The organism is Loktanella sp. IMCC34160, assembly GCF_004145845.1.
Taxonomy (GTDB): domain Bacteria; phylum Pseudomonadota; class Alphaproteobacteria; order Rhodobacterales; family Rhodobacteraceae; genus SELP01.
The window spans coordinates 56,048-72,245 of record NZ_SELP01000002.1 but is presented as its reverse complement, the minus strand read 5'-3'; the positions used below and the strand labels follow the sequence as shown (position 1 = coordinate 72,245).

The window sequence follows — 16,198 nt, the reverse complement described above, 5'->3', positions numbered from 1 at the left end:
TTCAGTGGGCAAGCTTCGTGGTCAGCGAGCCCCTGCGCCGCGACGAGAAGTACACCACAGCTGCAAGCACCCATCCGACTACAAATCCGATGGCCCAGGTCAACGAGCCCGTGGGAGCGATGACCGAGACCAGCCCGGCGGCTCCGATCACCGCCCGCGAGGTCCAGCCCAAAGACCGCCCGCACCAGCCGCCGAAGGCAATCGCCCAAAGCGCGGTTGAGGCAAGCATGGCGAGCGCTCCGGTCGTAATCGCCAGCGTCGTGCCCTGCCACAGAATTGCCGGATCGAACACAAAGCTAAACGGCACGAAGAACGCAACGAGGCTGAGTCCGAAGGCCGACCAACTGGTCTTCATGACAGGGGCTTCACCTACGCCCGCAGCCGCGAATGAAGCTAATGCAACAGGCGGCGTCACCATCGACAGAACGCAGTAGTAAAAGATGAAGAAATGCGCCGCCAGCGGCTCTACCCCCAGGTTCTGGATCGCCGGCACGAACAGCACCGCGCCGATGATATAGGCGGCGACGGTAGGCAATCCCATGCCCATGATGATGCAACCGACCATGGCCAAAGCGAGCGAGAGGAAAATCGACCCTTCAGCCAGCGTCACAAGCGAGCCCGCGAACTTGAGCGCGAGGTTCGACTGGACGGCAACCGCGATCACGAGGCCGATCGACGCGATCGGAACCGCAACTTCGGCAGCCTGTTTTGGCGCTTCGCGCAAACCGTCGACGACCTGACGCCAGCCGATCCAGGTGCTCCGGCGCAAGAATGGCACAGCAAAGCAACTGATCGAAGCGATGACCGCCGAATACGCGGCTGAGTACCCCCAAACCAGCGCGCCGATCAGGATCAGCGGCGGCAACAACAGATGCAGCCGTGGGGTGATCGGGTCGACGGCGGCGATTTCCTCGGCGGTCATGGGCCGCACCCCGTCGCGGCGTGAGGACAAGTCGACCACCATCAACAGAGCCAGATAGAAGGCCAGTGCCGGAATCAACCCGGCCAGCGCGATGCGGGCATAGGGGACATTCAGCATTTCGGCCATGATGAAGGCCGCAACCCCCATGATCGGAGGCATCAGTTGCCCACCGGTCGAGGCAATTGCCTCGATCCCAGCCGCGCGGTGGGCGCTGAGTCCGGTGCGTTTCATCAATGGGATCGTCAGCACGCCGGTCGAGACAACGTTGGCGACCGCCGAACCCGAGATCGACCCCATGAGCGACGACGAAATGACAGCGGCTTTGGCAGTTCCGCCCGTGGCGCGACCGGCTACTCGCACAGCAAGGTCAATGAACAATTGTCCGCCTCCCGCCGCCGAATAGAAGGCGCCGAACATTATGAAGTAGAAGATGAAGCTGACCGAGGTCGACGTGGTGATGCCCAGAACCCCCGCGGTCGTCATGGTCGAGATCTCGATCGCAGCGTCCAAACCAAAGCCCCGGAATGACAGCCATCCGGGCAGAAGGTTGCCCCAGAAGGCGTACAGGATGAACACGGCCAGCACGCCGACAAGGACCCATCCCACCGCGCGCCGTGCGCCTTCGAGAAGCAACCCGATCAGGACGACACCTGCCCAAAGATCCAGGTCAAAGACCGGAGAGACGTTTTCCATTCGGGACGTCAAACGGTCGAATTCGATCAAGTAATAGGCGCCCACCCCGAGCGTCGCGACAACAAGTGCCGCGTCAATGCCGATGCGCACCGGTTTGGGCAGCCGTTCCGATTTCAGCGGCTGGTAGAGAAACAACAAGAGCAGCGCGAGAACCAGATGGACGGGACGCTCGAAAAGCGGTTGTTGCGGCTCAAGCAAGATCCACGCCTGAAACAGGATGAACCCGACGCCGAGCAGAAATTTCGGGGACAATACGGACTTACCGATGGATGCGGTAGGCATATGGGTTGCTCCTCGCTGCGGGTTGAATTCGGGCCGGCGGGTCATCTCGCCGGCCCCAAGGACTTACATCCAGCCGCGTTCGCGGAAGTAGCGCTCGGCACCCGGATGCAGCGGGATACCCGTGTTTTCCGGCCGCCACGCATTTTCCGGGTTGAACGCGCGCCATGCGGCATGGGCTTCGCCCATCTCGGCAGCGTGCTCGATCAGGGTCCGGGTGATCTGGTAAGCCGCGTCATCCGACAGCGACGCGTTCGCAATCAGAACGGTGCCAAGGTTGGCGCCTATGTTCGCGTCGTCCTGCCCTTCGAACCACGGACCATAGGTACCGGCAGCCAGGCCATTCGCGGTCAACACGTCCATCGCCGCTTGCGGAATGTCGAGGAAGCGCATTCCGGCCGTGAGCGTCACTTCGGTGATCGTTGGATGGTTGCGGATCACGGTGTCGATGTAGATGTCCGCGTCACCGTTGCGCAGGATGTCGGGGATCTGCGGGGTGTCGACCTGAATCACGTCGCCGCCATTGGCGCGGATTCCCTCCACATTTGTGCCCAGCCCTTCGAGGATCATCTCGGCGGCGGGTACGGCGCTGGATCCGACCGGCTTGATCAGGATTCGTACCGGCTCGCCCGAGGCGAGGATTTCGGCGAGATCCGTGGTGCCGCGTTCGTCCAGGAATGCCTGACGGGCCATAACGCCGACGTAGACGTTGTTCAGCCCCCCGACCAGCGCGCGGATATCCGGCGCCGAGGCACCTTCGTAGACCGGGTTGCCGTTGTAGGCCCAAACTGCGGTCGCGACGTTCGACAATGCGATCTCGGCACGGCCGTTCTGCACCACCATCGGATTGGCGACGCCACCACCTCGGGCGACGACCTCGACGGAATTCGCACCGAACATGGGTTCGATCATTTGCTCAAGCGTTGCCGCGAACACGTACCACGACGTGCCCTCGCGCATAGCGCCGATGCGGATGTCTTGGGCCAAAGCAGTGGTTGCGGTGATGGCCAGCGCGGCCAGGCTGAACGTGGCGGCGCGAACGCCAGCCTTGATATATCGGATCATTGGATTTCCTCCCTTGACAGAAAACTATGCCCCCGCACCAAGTGCGGGGGCAACGGTTCATTCGGCAGCCATCAGGTTCTCAACCCGACCGATGCCCGCAGCGTCGAAAGCTGCAAAAATTTCGGCTTCGGCCGCCTCACCCAAATTCTTTAGCGGCTCGCGGATTGTCGCGTGATCCAGAAGGCCGCGCTTCACCAAGCCCAGTTTCAGAGCCACGGTACCTTCCATGTGCGAACCGCGATGGTAAACGGCACGGGTTACCGGCAGCAAACGCTCGAAGATCGCGCGGGCGGTCGGGTAGTCCTGCGCCTTGCCAGCCTTGATCAGGTCGATCAGCAGCTCGGGCGCGATGTTGCCATAGCCGACAAGCAGGCCGTCAACGTCGAACATGGTCGGCAGCAGCCATTCGTCGTGGCAGGACAGGATCTGCAGGTCAGGCTGAGCCGCCTTCAGGGCAGGAATCTCGACATACCAGCGCTTCATGTTGCGCACGCCGTTCTTGGTCGCAACGACGCCCGGCTGTGCGGCGATTTCCAGCTGCGTGTCCAGGTCATAGCTGGCCTTGGTCGCATCGGGATATTGGAACAGGATCTCCTGGAGACCCGACGCTTCCCAGATCGCCTTGTAGCGGTCCTGCGGCGCGCCCTTCTGGAAGCCGAACCGCAGCCAGCCGTGGTTCGGATAGACCAGGGCACCGGTGGCACCCGCATCCTTGCACTTCTTGGCTTCCTCTGCGGCAACCTTCGTGCCTTCGCCGGTGATGCCCGCGATAATCGGGATATCGACCGCATCAGCATAGGCGCGGATCATGTCCAGACGCTCGCCCTCGGTCAGGAAGGTGCCCTCACCGGCGTGGCCGAGGATCACGAGCGAGGTGACATCTTCGAACGAAGCCAGCCATTTGGCGATCCGGACGTTCGCGTCAAAGTCGACTTCGCCGTTCTTCTTGAAGGCGGTGACGGGGGCGGGGCTAAGGCCGCGCAGGTTCATCGGGGTCATGGGTTTCTCCTTGGATAGAAACGTTTGCGGGAACGTTCCCGTTTGTGGGTGTGTTTTTGCTTGCAGTGAGTCTGAGGCTGTGTGAGAACGTTTGTGGGAACGTTCCCATCTAGAGCCGACTCACTCGCAGCGTCAAGCAAAAAAATGACAACGCGCACCGGGGTCGATAGACAGAAACCGAACAGGAGGGTGCCATGGCCAACGATGTGTCCGACCGCAACCGCACGGGGCGCGTGACGCTGCACGACGTCGCCGCGGCGGCGGGCGTGTCCAAGTCCACCGTCTCGCGCATCCTCGATGAACGCCTGCCGCGCGCCCAGAACGCCACCGCCGACCGCGTGCGCCAGGTCGCCACCGACCTGGGCTATATGCGCGACGTCAGCGCCGCGAACCTGCGGCGCGGGCAGAGCCTGACAATCGGCGTGATTGTGCCGCGCCTGACTGACACCGTGATGGCGATGCTTTACGAATCGCTGGCGCGCGCCAGTGCCCGCGTCGGCCGCTTCGCGATTGTCGCCACCGCCGAAGACAACCCGGGCGCGGTCCGAGCCGCCGCCGAATCCCTGTTGCGGCGCGGCGTCGATGGACTGATTCTGGCCACCGCGCGCGACGACGATGATTTCACCGACGAGCTGAAGGACCGCGGCGTCCCGTTCGTGCTCGCACTGCGAACCGATGGACATAGCGCTTCATCGGTTGGCGACGACCAGCTGGGTGGCTTTCTCGCGACGCGGCATTTGCTGGACCTCGGCCATCGCCGGATCGGACTGATCGCAGGCCCGAGTTTCGCGTCCAGCTCGCGTCTGCGGACCGAGGGCTACCGCCAGGCCATGCGCGAGGCCGGGATCGAGCTGGACCCCGAATTAATCGTGCCATCCTCTTTCGGCATTGAATCGGGCGCCGAGGCCGCTGGGGCCCTGCTCTCGCAGCGGCGTCCGCCGAGCGCAATCTTTGCCGTCAACGACAACACGGCGATCGGCGCGATGTCGACGATTTTGCGCCGCGGCCTGTCGGTACCCGGCGATGTCTCCCTGATCGGCTATAACGACATACCGCTTGTCAGCATGCTGCCCACCCCCCTGACAACGGTCCGGGTTCCCTTCGACCAGATCGCCGTCGAGGCACTCGATTTGCTTACCCACGCGACCGATACGCTCAAGGCCGAAATCCGCATGGCGACACCGACTGTCATTCCGAGGCAGTCGACTGCGCGCGTGAGATGAACGCATTGAAAAAGCGTATAAGCGAACCTGGCAAAGCAGACCACTAAGCTGAGCGTAATAAACGTCGGAGTCCCCCCGCCCTCCCGAGGAAGGGCGCTGAAGGTGCCGTTGCAGAACCTATGTCCTGTTTGATCTGACTAAGGCCAGCGGACAGACCAACGCCATGGGTGGTCGGAGAACCTTGAGAAGAAGCGGTCGCATGGCGACTCTGGGCCACATGCGGTCGAAATGGCCTGAGACACGAAAACGATGCTGCGACGCCGCAAGTCTGCTCTGAGCCCAAACTCACCGATGCTGCATGAGCTACAAATGGCGGCTTTCAGAAGAGTTTTGTCTCGAAAGGGGCATTATTGGGGGGTAAATTCGGTGCATGAGCCAATGGTCGGTATACTCGCGAAGACAATGGGTTCGGGCAGTGAACCTGTCTGCGTTGGCAGCGTGGGCACTCATATCGATACCAATGACCGTGGCAACTGGACTATCCCTGCTTGTTTATGCAGCCATATTCGGTCTGCCGATTTCTTTCTTCTGCTGCTGGTTGATAGGCGCTCCAATATTGAGGCGCACCATGCGCAAGCGGGTCACCGCGCTAAAGGCCGCAACTACCGGAGGAATAGTTGCATTTACCATTGCATTATTGAGTATCGTCGTTGGTCGCATTAATGGATGGAGGCAATCTCTCGACCTGCAAAGTAGTTTTGTAAGTGGCGGCAAACACATAATGGAAGTTGACGGTGTTTTGACCGCCTACGGTTGGCTCATGCTTGCACAAACAACAGCAGTTTTTGTGACCTTGGGTGTCATCGTTGCAATGTTTGTTTGGTACACCATAGGGGAGCCCGATCCGAACTAACAGGATACGAGGATTCTTCCGGAGCGGCCGTTGGCGCAGATGCAGCGAAAGGGCGTTTTTGTTCGCACAGAGGACCTAGAGCACAACTGGAATATGGCACTCGCAGCGAACGCCCGGTTTGGTGAAGCTGCACTGCGGCGCCGGACATCTTGGTGAGCGGCCGGTATGGGACAGTCCTCTCGAGAACGACGGCCAAAGTTTGCAGTTTTGCAAAGTCCGCTTTTTGCGCAAAGGTTCTGATAAGAAATCATCGCGAAATCACGATGCTGATCGTGCGCATCAAGCAACGGCGTCAACTACCCATTGCGGGTACCTGAGGAAGCAAGGTGGGTTTAAGCCCACCATACATCGAATGTCGCCCCCCACAATCAGGTCTTCCGCATCGCGTTCAGCAACGCCGCGCCTAGCGCGCCGGTGTCGCTGCCCTTTTGCGGGGCGGGTTTGGCGGTGTGGCGGGGTTTGCCGCCCGGCCCCTTGGGCCGGTCCTGCCCGCGCGTCTGCCCCTGTGCGGCCCGGTCTTCGCGGGCCGAGGCCCCGCCGTCCTTCTTCATCGACAGCCCGATCCGTTTGCGGGGCACGTCCACCTCTGTCACCCGGACGCGGACGATATCGCCGGCCTTGACCACCTCATGCGGGTCCTTGACGAAGCGGTCGGCAAGCTGGCTGACGTGCACAAGCCCGTCCTGATGTACCCCGATGTCCACGAAGGCCCCAAAGGCCGCCACATTGGTCACCGTCCCTTCCAGCACCATGCCCGGCTTCAAGTCCTTGATGTCCTCGACCCCGTCGGCAAAGCTGGCGGTCTTGAATTCGGGCCGCGGGTCGCGCCCCGGCTTTTCCAGTTCCGACAGGATGTCGCGCACCGTCGGCAGGCCAAAGGTCTCATCGACGAATTGGTCCGCGCGCAGCCCCCGCAACGTCGTTTCATCGCCCATCAGGCTGCGGATGTCGCGACCGCAGGCGGCCACGATCCGCCGGGCGACGCCGTAGGCCTCCGGGTGGACGGAGGAGGCATCCAGCGGTTCGGCCCCGTCCCGGATCCGCAGGAACCCGGCGGCCTGTTCAAAGGCCCGTGGTCCAAGGCGCGCGACCTTCAAAAGCTCTTGCCGCGAGGTGAAGGCCCCGTGGCTGTTGCGGTGGTCCACGATCGCCTCGGCGAGGCTGTGGCCCAGGCCCGAGACATAGGACAGCAGTGGGGCCGAGGCGGTGTTGAGGTCCACCCCAACCGCGTTCACCGCGTCCTCGACCACCGCTTCCAGAGATTTGGCCAGCCGGTGCTGGTCCACGTCATGCTGATACTGGCCGACCCCGATGGATTTCGGCTCGATCTTGACCAGTTCGGCCAGCGGGTCCTGCAACCGGCGGGCAATTGACACCGCCCCACGCAGGGACACGTCCAGATCGGGAAACTCCCGTGCCGCGAGTTCGGAGGCCGAATAGACCGACGCCCCCGCTTCGGACACCACGACCTTGGTCGGCTGTTTCACCCCCTGCGGCAACATCTTCAGCGCCTCGGCGACGAACCGTTCCGTCTCGCGGCTGGCGGTGCCGTTGCCGATGGCGATCAGGTCCACCCCGTGCGCCTGCACCAGACGCAGAACCGCCGCCTGCGCGCCCCGCAGGTCGTTCTTCGGTTGGAAGGGATAAAGCGTGTCCGTCGCCAGAACCCGGCCCGTGGCATCCACCACCGCCGCCTTGACCCCGGTCCGAATGCCCGGATCTAGACCCAGCGTCGCGCGCGCCCCGGCGGGGGCGGCCAGCAACAGATCCTTGAGGTTGCGGGCAAAGACCTGAATGGCCTCTTCCTGCGCCCGCGCCCGAAGATCGGACAGAAGGTCCAGCATCATCGAGGTGGACAGCTTGACCCGCCAGGTCCAGCCCGCGACCTTGCGCAGCCACAGGTCGCCCGCGCCCTGCCCCGGAATGCCGATATGGGCGGCAACGATCCCTTCGGCCCGCGCCGCGCCAGCCTCGGGCTCGGGCGCGATATCCATCGTGACGATGCCTTCTTTCGAGGCCCGCAGCATGGCCAGCGCCCGGTGCGACGGCACCTTGGACCACGGTTCGGAATGGGCGAAATAATCGGAAAACTTCGCGCCTTCCTGTTCCTTGCCCTCAATCACCCGCGAGGTCACCAGCGCCTCGGCCTGCATGTACTGGCGCAACCGGCCCAGAAGGCCCGCATCCTCGGCCAGCCGTTCGGCAAGGATATCGCGGGCACCGTCCAACGCCTCTTTCACCCCCGGCACGGCCTCTGTTACATAACCCGCAGCCAAGGCCTCAGGCTCGGCCGCGTGGTCAGCAAGGATCGCGTCCAGAAGCGGCTCCAGCCCGTTTTCGCGGGCGATCATGGCGCGGGTCCGCCGCTTGGGCTTGTAAGGCAGGTAGATGTCTTCCAGCGCGGCCTTGGTTTCGGCCTGTGCAATCGCTTTGGCCAGATCGTCGGTCAGCTTGTCCTGCGATTGGATCGACTGAAGGATGGCGGCGCGCCGGTCTTCCATCTCGCGCAAATAGCTCAGCCGATCGGCCAACTTGCGCAACTGCGTATCGTCCAGCCCGCCCGTCACCTCTTTGCGATAGCGCGCAATGAAGGGCACGGTCGCCCCCTCGTCCAACAGGGCCACGGCGGCGGAAACCTGCTGCGGCCTTGCGTCGATTTCAGTGGCGATGGTGGCGGCGATACGGGCTGCGATGTCCAAGAGGGCCTCCGTCTGAACTGGGGTCGGACGCCTGTCTTAGCGCCCCCCATCAGGCAGGCCAAGGGGGAACGGTGGGGCAGCGTGGCCTGCCGCCCCACAGATCGCCTAAAGGTCGTACAGCTCGCCGAACTTCGCTTCGAGATAGCCCAGAAGCGGCGCTTCCGACGGCGCTTCGCCGCAGGCGTGTTCGATCGTGGCCTTCGGGTCGCGCAACCCGCCGAACTGTTGCAGGTTCTGCCGCAGCCAGCCGGTGGCAGGGCTGGTATCGCCCTTGGCCAAGCCTTCGTTCACCTGCGGCACATCGCGGGCCAGCGCCTTGTAAAGGCACCCGGCGTAGACATTTCCCAAGCTGTAGGTCGGGAAATATCCGAACAACCCTTCGGACCAGTGCACATCCTGCAAGACCCCGTTCGATGGCCGGTCCACTGCATAGCCGAAATCGGCGGCGAACCTGTCGTTCCACGCGGCTTCCAGATCGCCCACCTGCAAATCCCCGGCAATCAGGGCGCGTTCCAGATCAAAGCGCAGCATGATGTGCAGGTTGTATTGCACCTCATCCGCCTCGGTCCGGATGTATCCGTTCCGCACCGCATTGACGGCGGCATAGAAGGCGTCCGGCCCTTCCACGCCGATATCCCCGAAGGTGTCGCACATCTGGCCATACAGCCAGCCGGTGAAGGCGCGGCTGCGCCCCAATTGGTTTTCGTAGATCCGGCTTTGGCTTTCGTGCACGCCCATCGACACGCCCGACCCAAGCGGGGTCAGAAGATAGGCCCGGTCGATCCCCTGTTCATAGGCGGCGTGGCCGACCTCGTGAATGGTGGAATAGAAGCAGTTGAACGGATCCTCCGGGGCGGTCCGCGTTGTAATCCGCACATCAAGACCCGAGCCGGAAGAGAACGGATGCACTGCCTTGTCGATCCGGCCGAGGTTCATGTCATAGCCAAAGGTCCGGGCCAGCAAGGTGGACAGTTTCAGCTGCCCCGCCTCGTCGAAATTGCCAGACAGCCCCTTGGGTTGCGGGCGATCAAGGATCGCCGCCCGCAGGGCCACAAGGCGCGGGCGCATCGCATCGAACATCGCGGCCAGCTCTGCACCGCTGGCGCCGGGTTCGTAATCGTCGATCAGCGCATCATAAAGATCGCCACCCTGCGCCAGTGCAGCGGCCTCTTCCCGGCGCAGCGCCACCACCTTGTCCAGCATCGGCAAAAAGGCGGCCACGTCCTCGGCCGCGCGGGCATCGGCCCAGACCCTATGCGCCCGGCTGGTGGTGCGGGCGATCTCGGCGGCCAGCGCGGCGGACACCTTCATCGTCCGGTCATAGCTGCGGCGGATCAGGCGCAGTTGCGCGGCGCCCGCGGCATCCGGGGCCTCGGCCCGGTCGAGCCAGTCGCCGATGCGCGGATCGGTCCGGCGGGCGTGCAGGACATTGGCAATCGCGCCATGTTCCTCGGCCCGCTGGTCGGTCGCGCCTTCGGGCATCATGGTTTCCTGATCCCAGCCAAGGCGGCCCGCAATCTGGCCCAGCGCCTCTGTCTCGCGCTGGAAGGCCATCAAGTCGTCGAATGCGGTCATTCTATGCCCCTTCGCGGATGGATTGCGCCAGCGGGTAGCGGGCAAGGTAGCGGGCCCGCAGGATCAGCACCCACAGGGCCACCGCGCCGATCTGATGCAGGATCGCGATCTGGACCGGGGCAGAGTAAAGCGCCGTGACAATCCCCAGAACGACCTGAAGGAACATCACCGCCAGCATCGCGTTAAAGGCAAAGCGGGTGCGGTGGTTCGGACTGCGCCGGGCACGGGTCCAGACGAAAATGCCATAGGCGAACAGGCCATAGGCCACCATCCGGTGCACGAATTGCACCAGCCCGGCATCTTCGAAAAAGTTTCGCCACAGCGGTGTCAGGGTGAAGGGATCAGGCGGCAGGAACCCGTCGCCCATCAGCGGCCAGGTGGGAAAGGCCCGGCCCGCGTCGATCCCCGCGACCAAGGCGCCAAGGATGATTTGCAGAAAGGCGAAATGCATCAGCCCGGTGCTCATCCCGAACAGGTGGGACTCTCCGGCGCGGCGGGCCTGCATCAGGTCGGCCTCGCGCCGGCCCAGAAGGAACACATACCAGGCGAGGAACCCGAAGATCACGAAGGCCAGGCCAAGATGGGTCGCCAACCGGTAAGAGGCGACATCCAGCATCCCCTCTTGCAGGCCCGAATGGACCATCCACCAGCCGATTGCGCCCTGCAGGCCGCCCAAAGCCCCCAGAAGCAGCAGGCGGCGGGTCCAGCCGGTGGGGATCTTGCGGGCAAGGTAGAACCACGCAAAGCCCAGCGCCCAGACAAGTCCGATCACCCGACCCAGCTGCCGATGCCCCCATTCCCACCAATAGATTGCCTTGAACTCGGACAGGGTCATGCCGGCGTTCTGCAACTGGTATTCGGGAATGGCGCGGTATTTTTCGAACTCCACCTCCCAAGCGGCGGCGGTCATCGGCGGGATCGCCCCGGTGACGGGCTTCCATTCGGTGATCGACAGCCCGCTGTCGGTCAGGCGGGTCATGCCGCCCACGGCGATCATCAGGGCCACAAGGGCAAAGATCACCATCAGCCAGCGGCGGATCGCGCCCCGCGCCCCCTGCCCGCCTGCGCGGTCAATCGCGCCCGGCGCGGCGGCCGGCTTCTGGCTGGTCTGGACATCTTCAAAGATGGAGCGGGGTTTGTCGGCCATCGGGCACCTGTCAGCTTGCATGGGTTGCGGCGCAAGCTATTGCGGGGCGGCACCTTGGGCAAGGGGTGGGGACAGCCTGTCGCGCCCCCGGCCCCGCCACGGGGCCTCAGGCGCGGTGCGCCCCATAGGCCAGCCCTTTGACGAAGGCCAGCACATCGGCCACGTTGTCGCCCTTGCCGATCCGGTCGACGATGGCCGACCCGACCACGGCGCCATCGGCCACCTTGGCGATGGTCTCGGCGGCCTCGGGGGTCTTGATGCCAAAGCCGACGATCACCGGCAGGTCGGTCTGGGACTTGATCCGGGCCACTTCCGGGCCGACATCGCCAGCCTCGGCATTCGCGGCCCCGGTGATCCCGGTGATCGACACGTAATAGACAAAGCCACTGGTGTTCTGCAGCACCTTGGGCAGGCGCTTGTCATCGGTCGTGGGCGTGGCAAGACGGATGAAATTCATTCCCGCCGCCTGCGCCGGAATGCACAGTTCCGCATCCTCTTCGGGCGGCAGGTCCACGACGATCAGACCGTCGATCCCGGCCTCTTTCGCCTCGGCCAAAAACCGGTCTACGCCGCGCGAATAGATCGGGTTGTAATAGCCCATCAGGACGATCGGGGTTGTATCGTCTTCTTTGCGCAACTCGCGCGCGATCTGAAGGGTCTTGAGAAGGGTTTGCCCCCCCTCCAGCGCCCGCTGACCGGCCAGCTGGATCGTTGGGCCATCGGCCATCGGGTCGGTAAAGGGCAGGCCCAGTTCGATGATATCCACGCCCGCGCCCGGCAGGCCCTTCACGATCTCGACCGAGGTATCATAGTCCGGGTCACCCGCCATGACATAGGCGACGAACGCCTTGCGACCCTCAGCCTTCAGGGCGGCGAATTTTGCGTCGATCCGAGTCATGCGGGGCTCCCTTCTGCGGTCCTCGCAGCGGTTTGCGGCAAAGGGGCGGGAAAATCAATGGGGGCGGTGGGTTGAAACCCACCTTACGGGGGCGGCGTTGGTGGTAAGGTGGGTCTTGACCCACCACGGGCCGGGTGTGGAAAATGGACACAAGCAAAGTTTGGTGCCTTCTGCGCCGTTCTTCTTCGAGGTTTTTTGGAAATGTACAGATTGTTGATGGCGGCTTGTTCGGGACTGCTCGCATTGACGGCATGTGATTATGTGCCCTCTCCCAGTGGTCCGGGCTCGGTCTATCCCATCCACACCGGATGGGTCGACCTGCATCAATCCGCAGTTTTAGCAAAAGAGGGCTTTCAATTCGAAGGTCATGCCGATCTGCAAAACGTTTCGGGGGACATGCTGTGCCTCTATGGCTTTGGGGTCGATCTCCTTGCGCTTGATGATCGTCCGATAGGTTCTCCCCTCTTGCAGACAGTGTTGAGGCCGGTCATTCGCGCGCCCGAAGAGGTCTTGGTTCTTCCTGCCGACGCTGGTCTATCAATTGGAGTAGATGGGAAGATTGATATCGACAGAAATGGCAGAATAGTGGTCTTGGGACATGGGGATCCGGATGAGGCTGACCGTGATGTTCAGGAAAGCATGCGGGCGATCAATGCCAGTTTTGAATATCAATTCATCTGGTCAATTCTCATATCTAGATGCTCTGTTGATGATACGGGCCACGAGTTGCTGGAGGCGGTCATACTAAACAAGCAACTCATCAGAGCTGAAAGTGATTTAATGGAAGAGCGATTTTTCCACGGTGAAGATTTGGTTATGTCACCCTAGGTCAGGGGCCAGAGTGTCTATGGGGTAAGGTGGGTCTTGACCCACCACGGGCCGGGCGTGGCCAACTATTCTGGCGGACTCTTGCGTAGCCGCACGAGATAGCGATCTACAGTCTGGCAAACGCGCAGCTGTCGGCTGAAAATGGCTCTTCTTCCCTGCCCGAAATGGCAATAGGTTGCATGTGTTTGGAGTATTTTGAGGTCAGCTATATTGAAGCTCTTATCCATTCTTCTGGCGCTGGCAGGAACCGGCTCCTACGCTGCGGATTGCCGTTCATCCGTTCACTCTTTGGAACGATTGCCGGGGCGTCTGGTTGTGGAAACCGTAGAAGGCTCGATAGCAAGTGGTCTGAGATTTGAACTCCGCCTCACGAATGAACTAAACGAGCCACTGTGCCTCATAACCCGTGGCGGAATCGGCTGGCTCGGATTTGTTCATTTGAGAAATGGTGAGGGGGGTAATTCGGCAAGCTGTGCGGACGCCGCTCACGACAAGAACCATCTTGGGTTCGAAGGAAGGCCACCTGGGGTGCTGGCGGAACCCGAGCTAACGCGGGTTGGGCCAGGAGAAGCGGTCCCCATGGAGACATTTATTCCCCGTGAGTCTCTACGACGACTGCAACGCCGAAGCTGCAATTTTTTCTCAGAGGGAGGGGAAACTGAAATCTATCTGGATGGTTCTCTCGGGGCAATGCCTTGTAGCCGGTTGGAAGGGTCTTCGCTGACAGACTTCGGCGAAGCGATGCGAAGTTCAGGTTTGGAAGGATTTTGGGGCAATGGCTGCATCGGATCAGGCAGCTAGCCTCGCTTCCCAATGACCGTCCGAGTACTTGGTCGCCCCTTTCGTGATTGCAACACACCGGCTCCGACCTGATCCCCCGTCGCCCGCCCATCTGACCCTCCACGTTTCATCAGGTCAGCCGGACCTTGCGTGGCTCCGGGACTGCGCCCCTACGTAAGGTGGGTTTCAACCCACCATCCTATCCGAAGATCGCCGCCTTGTGCTGGTCCAGATAGATCCGCAGCCACGGGGTGTACCGCTCAGGTGCCAGGGCGATCTGGCTCTCCAACTCGGGCAGGGTCAGCCAGTCGGTGTCCATCACCTCTTCCGGGTTCGGGGTGACGGCCACGTCCTCCGGCGTGTCCACAAGGAAGATGTCCACGACCTCATGTTCGGTCAGCCCGCCGCCCACGTCGGCCCGGTATTCCACCTGTTGCCGCCAGACCGGTACCACCCCGGTGATGCCCAGTTCCTGATCCAGACGCCGGTTTGCGCAGTCCAGCGGCGCCTCGTCCCACAGGGGATGGGTGCAGCAGGTATTCGCCCACAGGCCGGGGGTGTGATACTTGCCCAGCGCCCGGCGCTGGATCAGCAACCGTCCGGCGGGATCGCGCAGAAAGACGCTGACCGCGCGGTGCCGCAGGCCGCGGATATGCGCCTCCAGCTTCTCCACCGGGGTCAGCACCCCCTCCACCCAGGTCGGGATCATCTGTTGGTCTTGTCCAGTCATGGCCGCCTCTTGCCCCGAACCGCGCGCCTTGGGAAGTCCCCAGCGGTGAATTCCCCCCTGAAACGTGGCGAATTGGCGCGGCCCCTTTTCCCCGTCCGGCGACAGGACTATGGTCTGCACAGAACCCATCAGGGCCGGATCACCCGGCCAACCAGTCAGGAGTCGATCATGACCAAGCTGAAACTCGCCGCCCTTGTCGCCGTTCTGGGAACGCCCGTTCTTGCCGAAGGGGATGCAGCCGCCGGGGAAGAGCTGTTCGGCCGCCAATGCGTGTCCTGCCACGTCGTCGCCAACGCCGAGGGCGAGGTGCTGGCCGGGCGCAATGCCCGCACCGGCCCGAACCTGTTCGGGATCATCGGCGGGCCCGTCGGGGCCGTGGAAGGCTTCAACTACGGCGAGGCGATCCTTGCCGCCGGTGAGGCCGGGGCGATCTGGGACGAAGACAGCTTTGTCGCCTACGTCCAGGACCCGACCGATTGGCTGCGCGTGACCCTTGATGACCGCCGCGCGCGGTCCAAGATGTCGTTCCGCGTCCGCTCGGAAGACGATGCCGAAGACATCTACGCCTACCTCGCGACCTTCTCGGCCGGAGAAGAGGAAGAGGAAGAAGCCCAAGCCGAATAATCGGCCAGATTCACGACAGTTTCCGGGGCGCCTTCGACCATGAAGGCGCCCTTTTTCATTGCGGGCTTGGACTGTGCCCATGCGGTTGCTATACGCGGCGGCGGACAACAGCGGCCAACCTGAAGGAAAGTCCAGTATGGGAATGTTCGAGTACAAGATCGTGCCGGCGCCGAAACGCGGCACCAAGGCACGTGGGGTAAAGACCGCCGAAGACCGCTTTGCGCTGTCGATGGAGCAGGTCATCAACGGGCTTGCCGCAGAGGGCTGGGAATACATCCGCGCCGACACCCTGCCCTCGGAAGAGCGCAGCGGGTTGACCGGGCGCACGACCGTCTACCAGAACCTGCTGGTGTTCCGCCGGGCCCTGCCGCCCACGGACGAAGAGATCCTTGACCAGATCCTTGCCGAATCCCATGACGAGACTGCGGACCTTGCCGATGACCCGGAAGCCGATGAGGACGAGGCCCTGCCCCCCGCTGATGCCGAGCCAGCCGAGCCGGAGGTCGGGGAGGACGCCGGCGAGGAGACGCCCCTGCCCGAGCAGGAAAAGGCCTGACGCGTCACCTACACTTCGCGCAGGTCCAGCCCCAGCGCGTGTATCCGGCCCATGATGTCTGCGCCCAGCGCCGCGTGAACCGCGCGGTGACGGGCGATCCGCGACTGGCCGGCAAAGCCCGCCGAAACGATGGTGACGTGCCAGTGGCTTTCGCCGGTTCCGTCATCGCCCGCGTGGCCCGCGTGACGGGCGCTGTCGTTGCGCACCTCAAGCTGTTCTGGCGCGAATGCCTCGCGCAGGCGCATTTCGATCTGTTCCGCAAGTCCCATTATTTTTCCTGACCCCCTTCAATCTCGTGACACATCGCTTAAACTCCTGCGTCCGAGT

At 62.8% G+C, this 16,198-nt stretch carries 14 protein-coding genes; 5 read left to right on the top strand and 9 right to left on the bottom strand.

The features are described from left to right. Nucleotide 1 precedes the first annotated feature (1 nt). Genes EU803_RS04695 through EU803_RS04685 form a run of 3 tightly spaced genes read right to left on the bottom strand, consistent with a single transcriptional unit; the run spans nt 2 to nt 3,958 of the window. Entirely contained in the window at nt 2-1,942 is a 1,941-nt protein-coding gene (locus EU803_RS04695) for a TRAP transporter fused permease subunit (protein ID WP_242494281.1), read from the bottom strand. Between the two features lie 18 nt (nt 1,943-1,960). Further along, nucleotides 1,961-2,959, bottom strand: coding sequence for a TAXI family TRAP transporter solute-binding subunit (locus EU803_RS04690; protein WP_129680319.1), 999 nt, complete (start codon nt 2,957-2,959; stop codon nt 1,961-1,963). Between the two features lie 57 nt (nt 2,960-3,016). After that, nucleotides 3,017-3,958 carry a dihydrodipicolinate synthase family protein gene (locus EU803_RS04685; RefSeq protein ID WP_165352779.1) on the bottom strand — a complete coding sequence of 314 codons (942 nt, stop codon included), beginning with the start codon at nt 3,956-3,958 and terminating at the stop codon, nt 3,017-3,019. A gap of 194 nt (nt 3,959-4,152) precedes the next feature. Here EU803_RS04685 and EU803_RS04680 point away from each other — a divergent pair, with 194 nt between their 5' ends. Both EU803_RS04680 and EU803_RS04675 read left to right on the top strand, forming a co-directional pair. Next, a complete protein-coding gene (locus EU803_RS04680; RefSeq protein ID WP_129680317.1) occupies nt 4,153-5,181 on the top strand; it encodes a LacI family DNA-binding transcriptional regulator in 1,029 nt (342 codons plus the stop codon). A 460-nt stretch (nt 5,182-5,641) separates the two neighbouring features. Continuing rightward, nucleotides 5,642-6,034, top strand: coding sequence for a hypothetical protein (locus EU803_RS04675; protein ID WP_129680315.1), 393 nt, complete (start codon nt 5,642-5,644; stop codon nt 6,032-6,034). A 368-nt stretch (nt 6,035-6,402) separates the two neighbouring features. Here EU803_RS04675 and EU803_RS04670 read toward each other — a convergent pair whose 3' ends face one another. From EU803_RS04670 to trpA, 4 genes are all read right to left on the bottom strand, one after another. After that, nucleotides 6,403-8,733, bottom strand: coding sequence for a Tex family protein (locus EU803_RS04670; RefSeq protein ID WP_129680313.1), 2,331 nt, complete (start codon nt 8,731-8,733; stop codon nt 6,403-6,405). A 105-nt stretch (nt 8,734-8,838) separates the two neighbouring features. Further along, nucleotides 8,839-10,308, bottom strand: a complete 1,470-nt coding sequence (locus EU803_RS04665) for a carboxypeptidase M32 (protein WP_129680311.1) — start codon at nt 10,306-10,308, stop codon at nt 8,839-8,841. Between the two features lies 1 nt (nt 10,309). Further along, complete coding sequence (gene ctaA / locus EU803_RS04660) at nt 10,310-11,455, bottom strand: heme A synthase (protein WP_129680309.1); 1,146 nt, start codon at nt 11,453-11,455, stop codon at nt 10,310-10,312. Nucleotides 11,456-11,561: 106 nt separating this feature from the next. Beyond that, nucleotides 11,562-12,353 carry a tryptophan synthase subunit alpha gene (gene trpA / locus EU803_RS04655; RefSeq protein ID WP_129680306.1) on the bottom strand — a complete coding sequence of 264 codons (792 nt, stop codon included), beginning with the start codon at nt 12,351-12,353 and terminating at the stop codon, nt 11,562-11,564. Between the two features lie 201 nt (nt 12,354-12,554). Here trpA and EU803_RS04650 point away from each other — a divergent pair, with 201 nt between their 5' ends. Then, nucleotides 12,555-13,181: a hypothetical protein gene (locus EU803_RS04650; RefSeq protein WP_129680304.1), complete on the top strand. Its 627-nt coding sequence runs from the start codon at nt 12,555-12,557 to the stop codon at nt 13,179-13,181. Nucleotides 13,182-14,160: 979 nt separating this feature from the next. Here the strand turns inward: EU803_RS04650 and idi are convergent. Beyond that, on the bottom strand, nt 14,161-14,691 hold the full coding sequence (idi, locus tag EU803_RS04645; protein ID WP_129680302.1) for an isopentenyl-diphosphate Delta-isomerase: 531 nt from the start codon (nt 14,689-14,691) through the stop codon (nt 14,161-14,163). Nucleotides 14,692-14,859: 168 nt separating this feature from the next. Between idi and EU803_RS04640 the strand changes: the two genes are divergently transcribed. Beyond that, a complete protein-coding gene (locus EU803_RS04640; protein WP_129680300.1) occupies nt 14,860-15,315 on the top strand; it encodes a c-type cytochrome in 456 nt (151 codons plus the stop codon). 136 nt (nt 15,316-15,451) lie between these two features. Continuing rightward, the gene (locus tag EU803_RS04635; RefSeq protein WP_129680298.1) at nt 15,452-15,871 is read left to right on the top strand and encodes a DUF4177 domain-containing protein; all 420 of its coding nucleotides are present in this window, start codon (nt 15,452-15,454) and stop codon (nt 15,869-15,871) included. An 8-nt stretch (nt 15,872-15,879) separates the two neighbouring features. Here EU803_RS04635 and EU803_RS04630 read toward each other — a convergent pair whose 3' ends face one another. Continuing rightward, nucleotides 15,880-16,140 carry a BolA family protein gene (locus EU803_RS04630; RefSeq protein WP_129680296.1) on the bottom strand — a complete coding sequence of 87 codons (261 nt, stop codon included), beginning with the start codon at nt 16,138-16,140 and terminating at the stop codon, nt 15,880-15,882. Between the last annotated feature and the right edge of the window lie 58 nt (nt 16,141-16,198).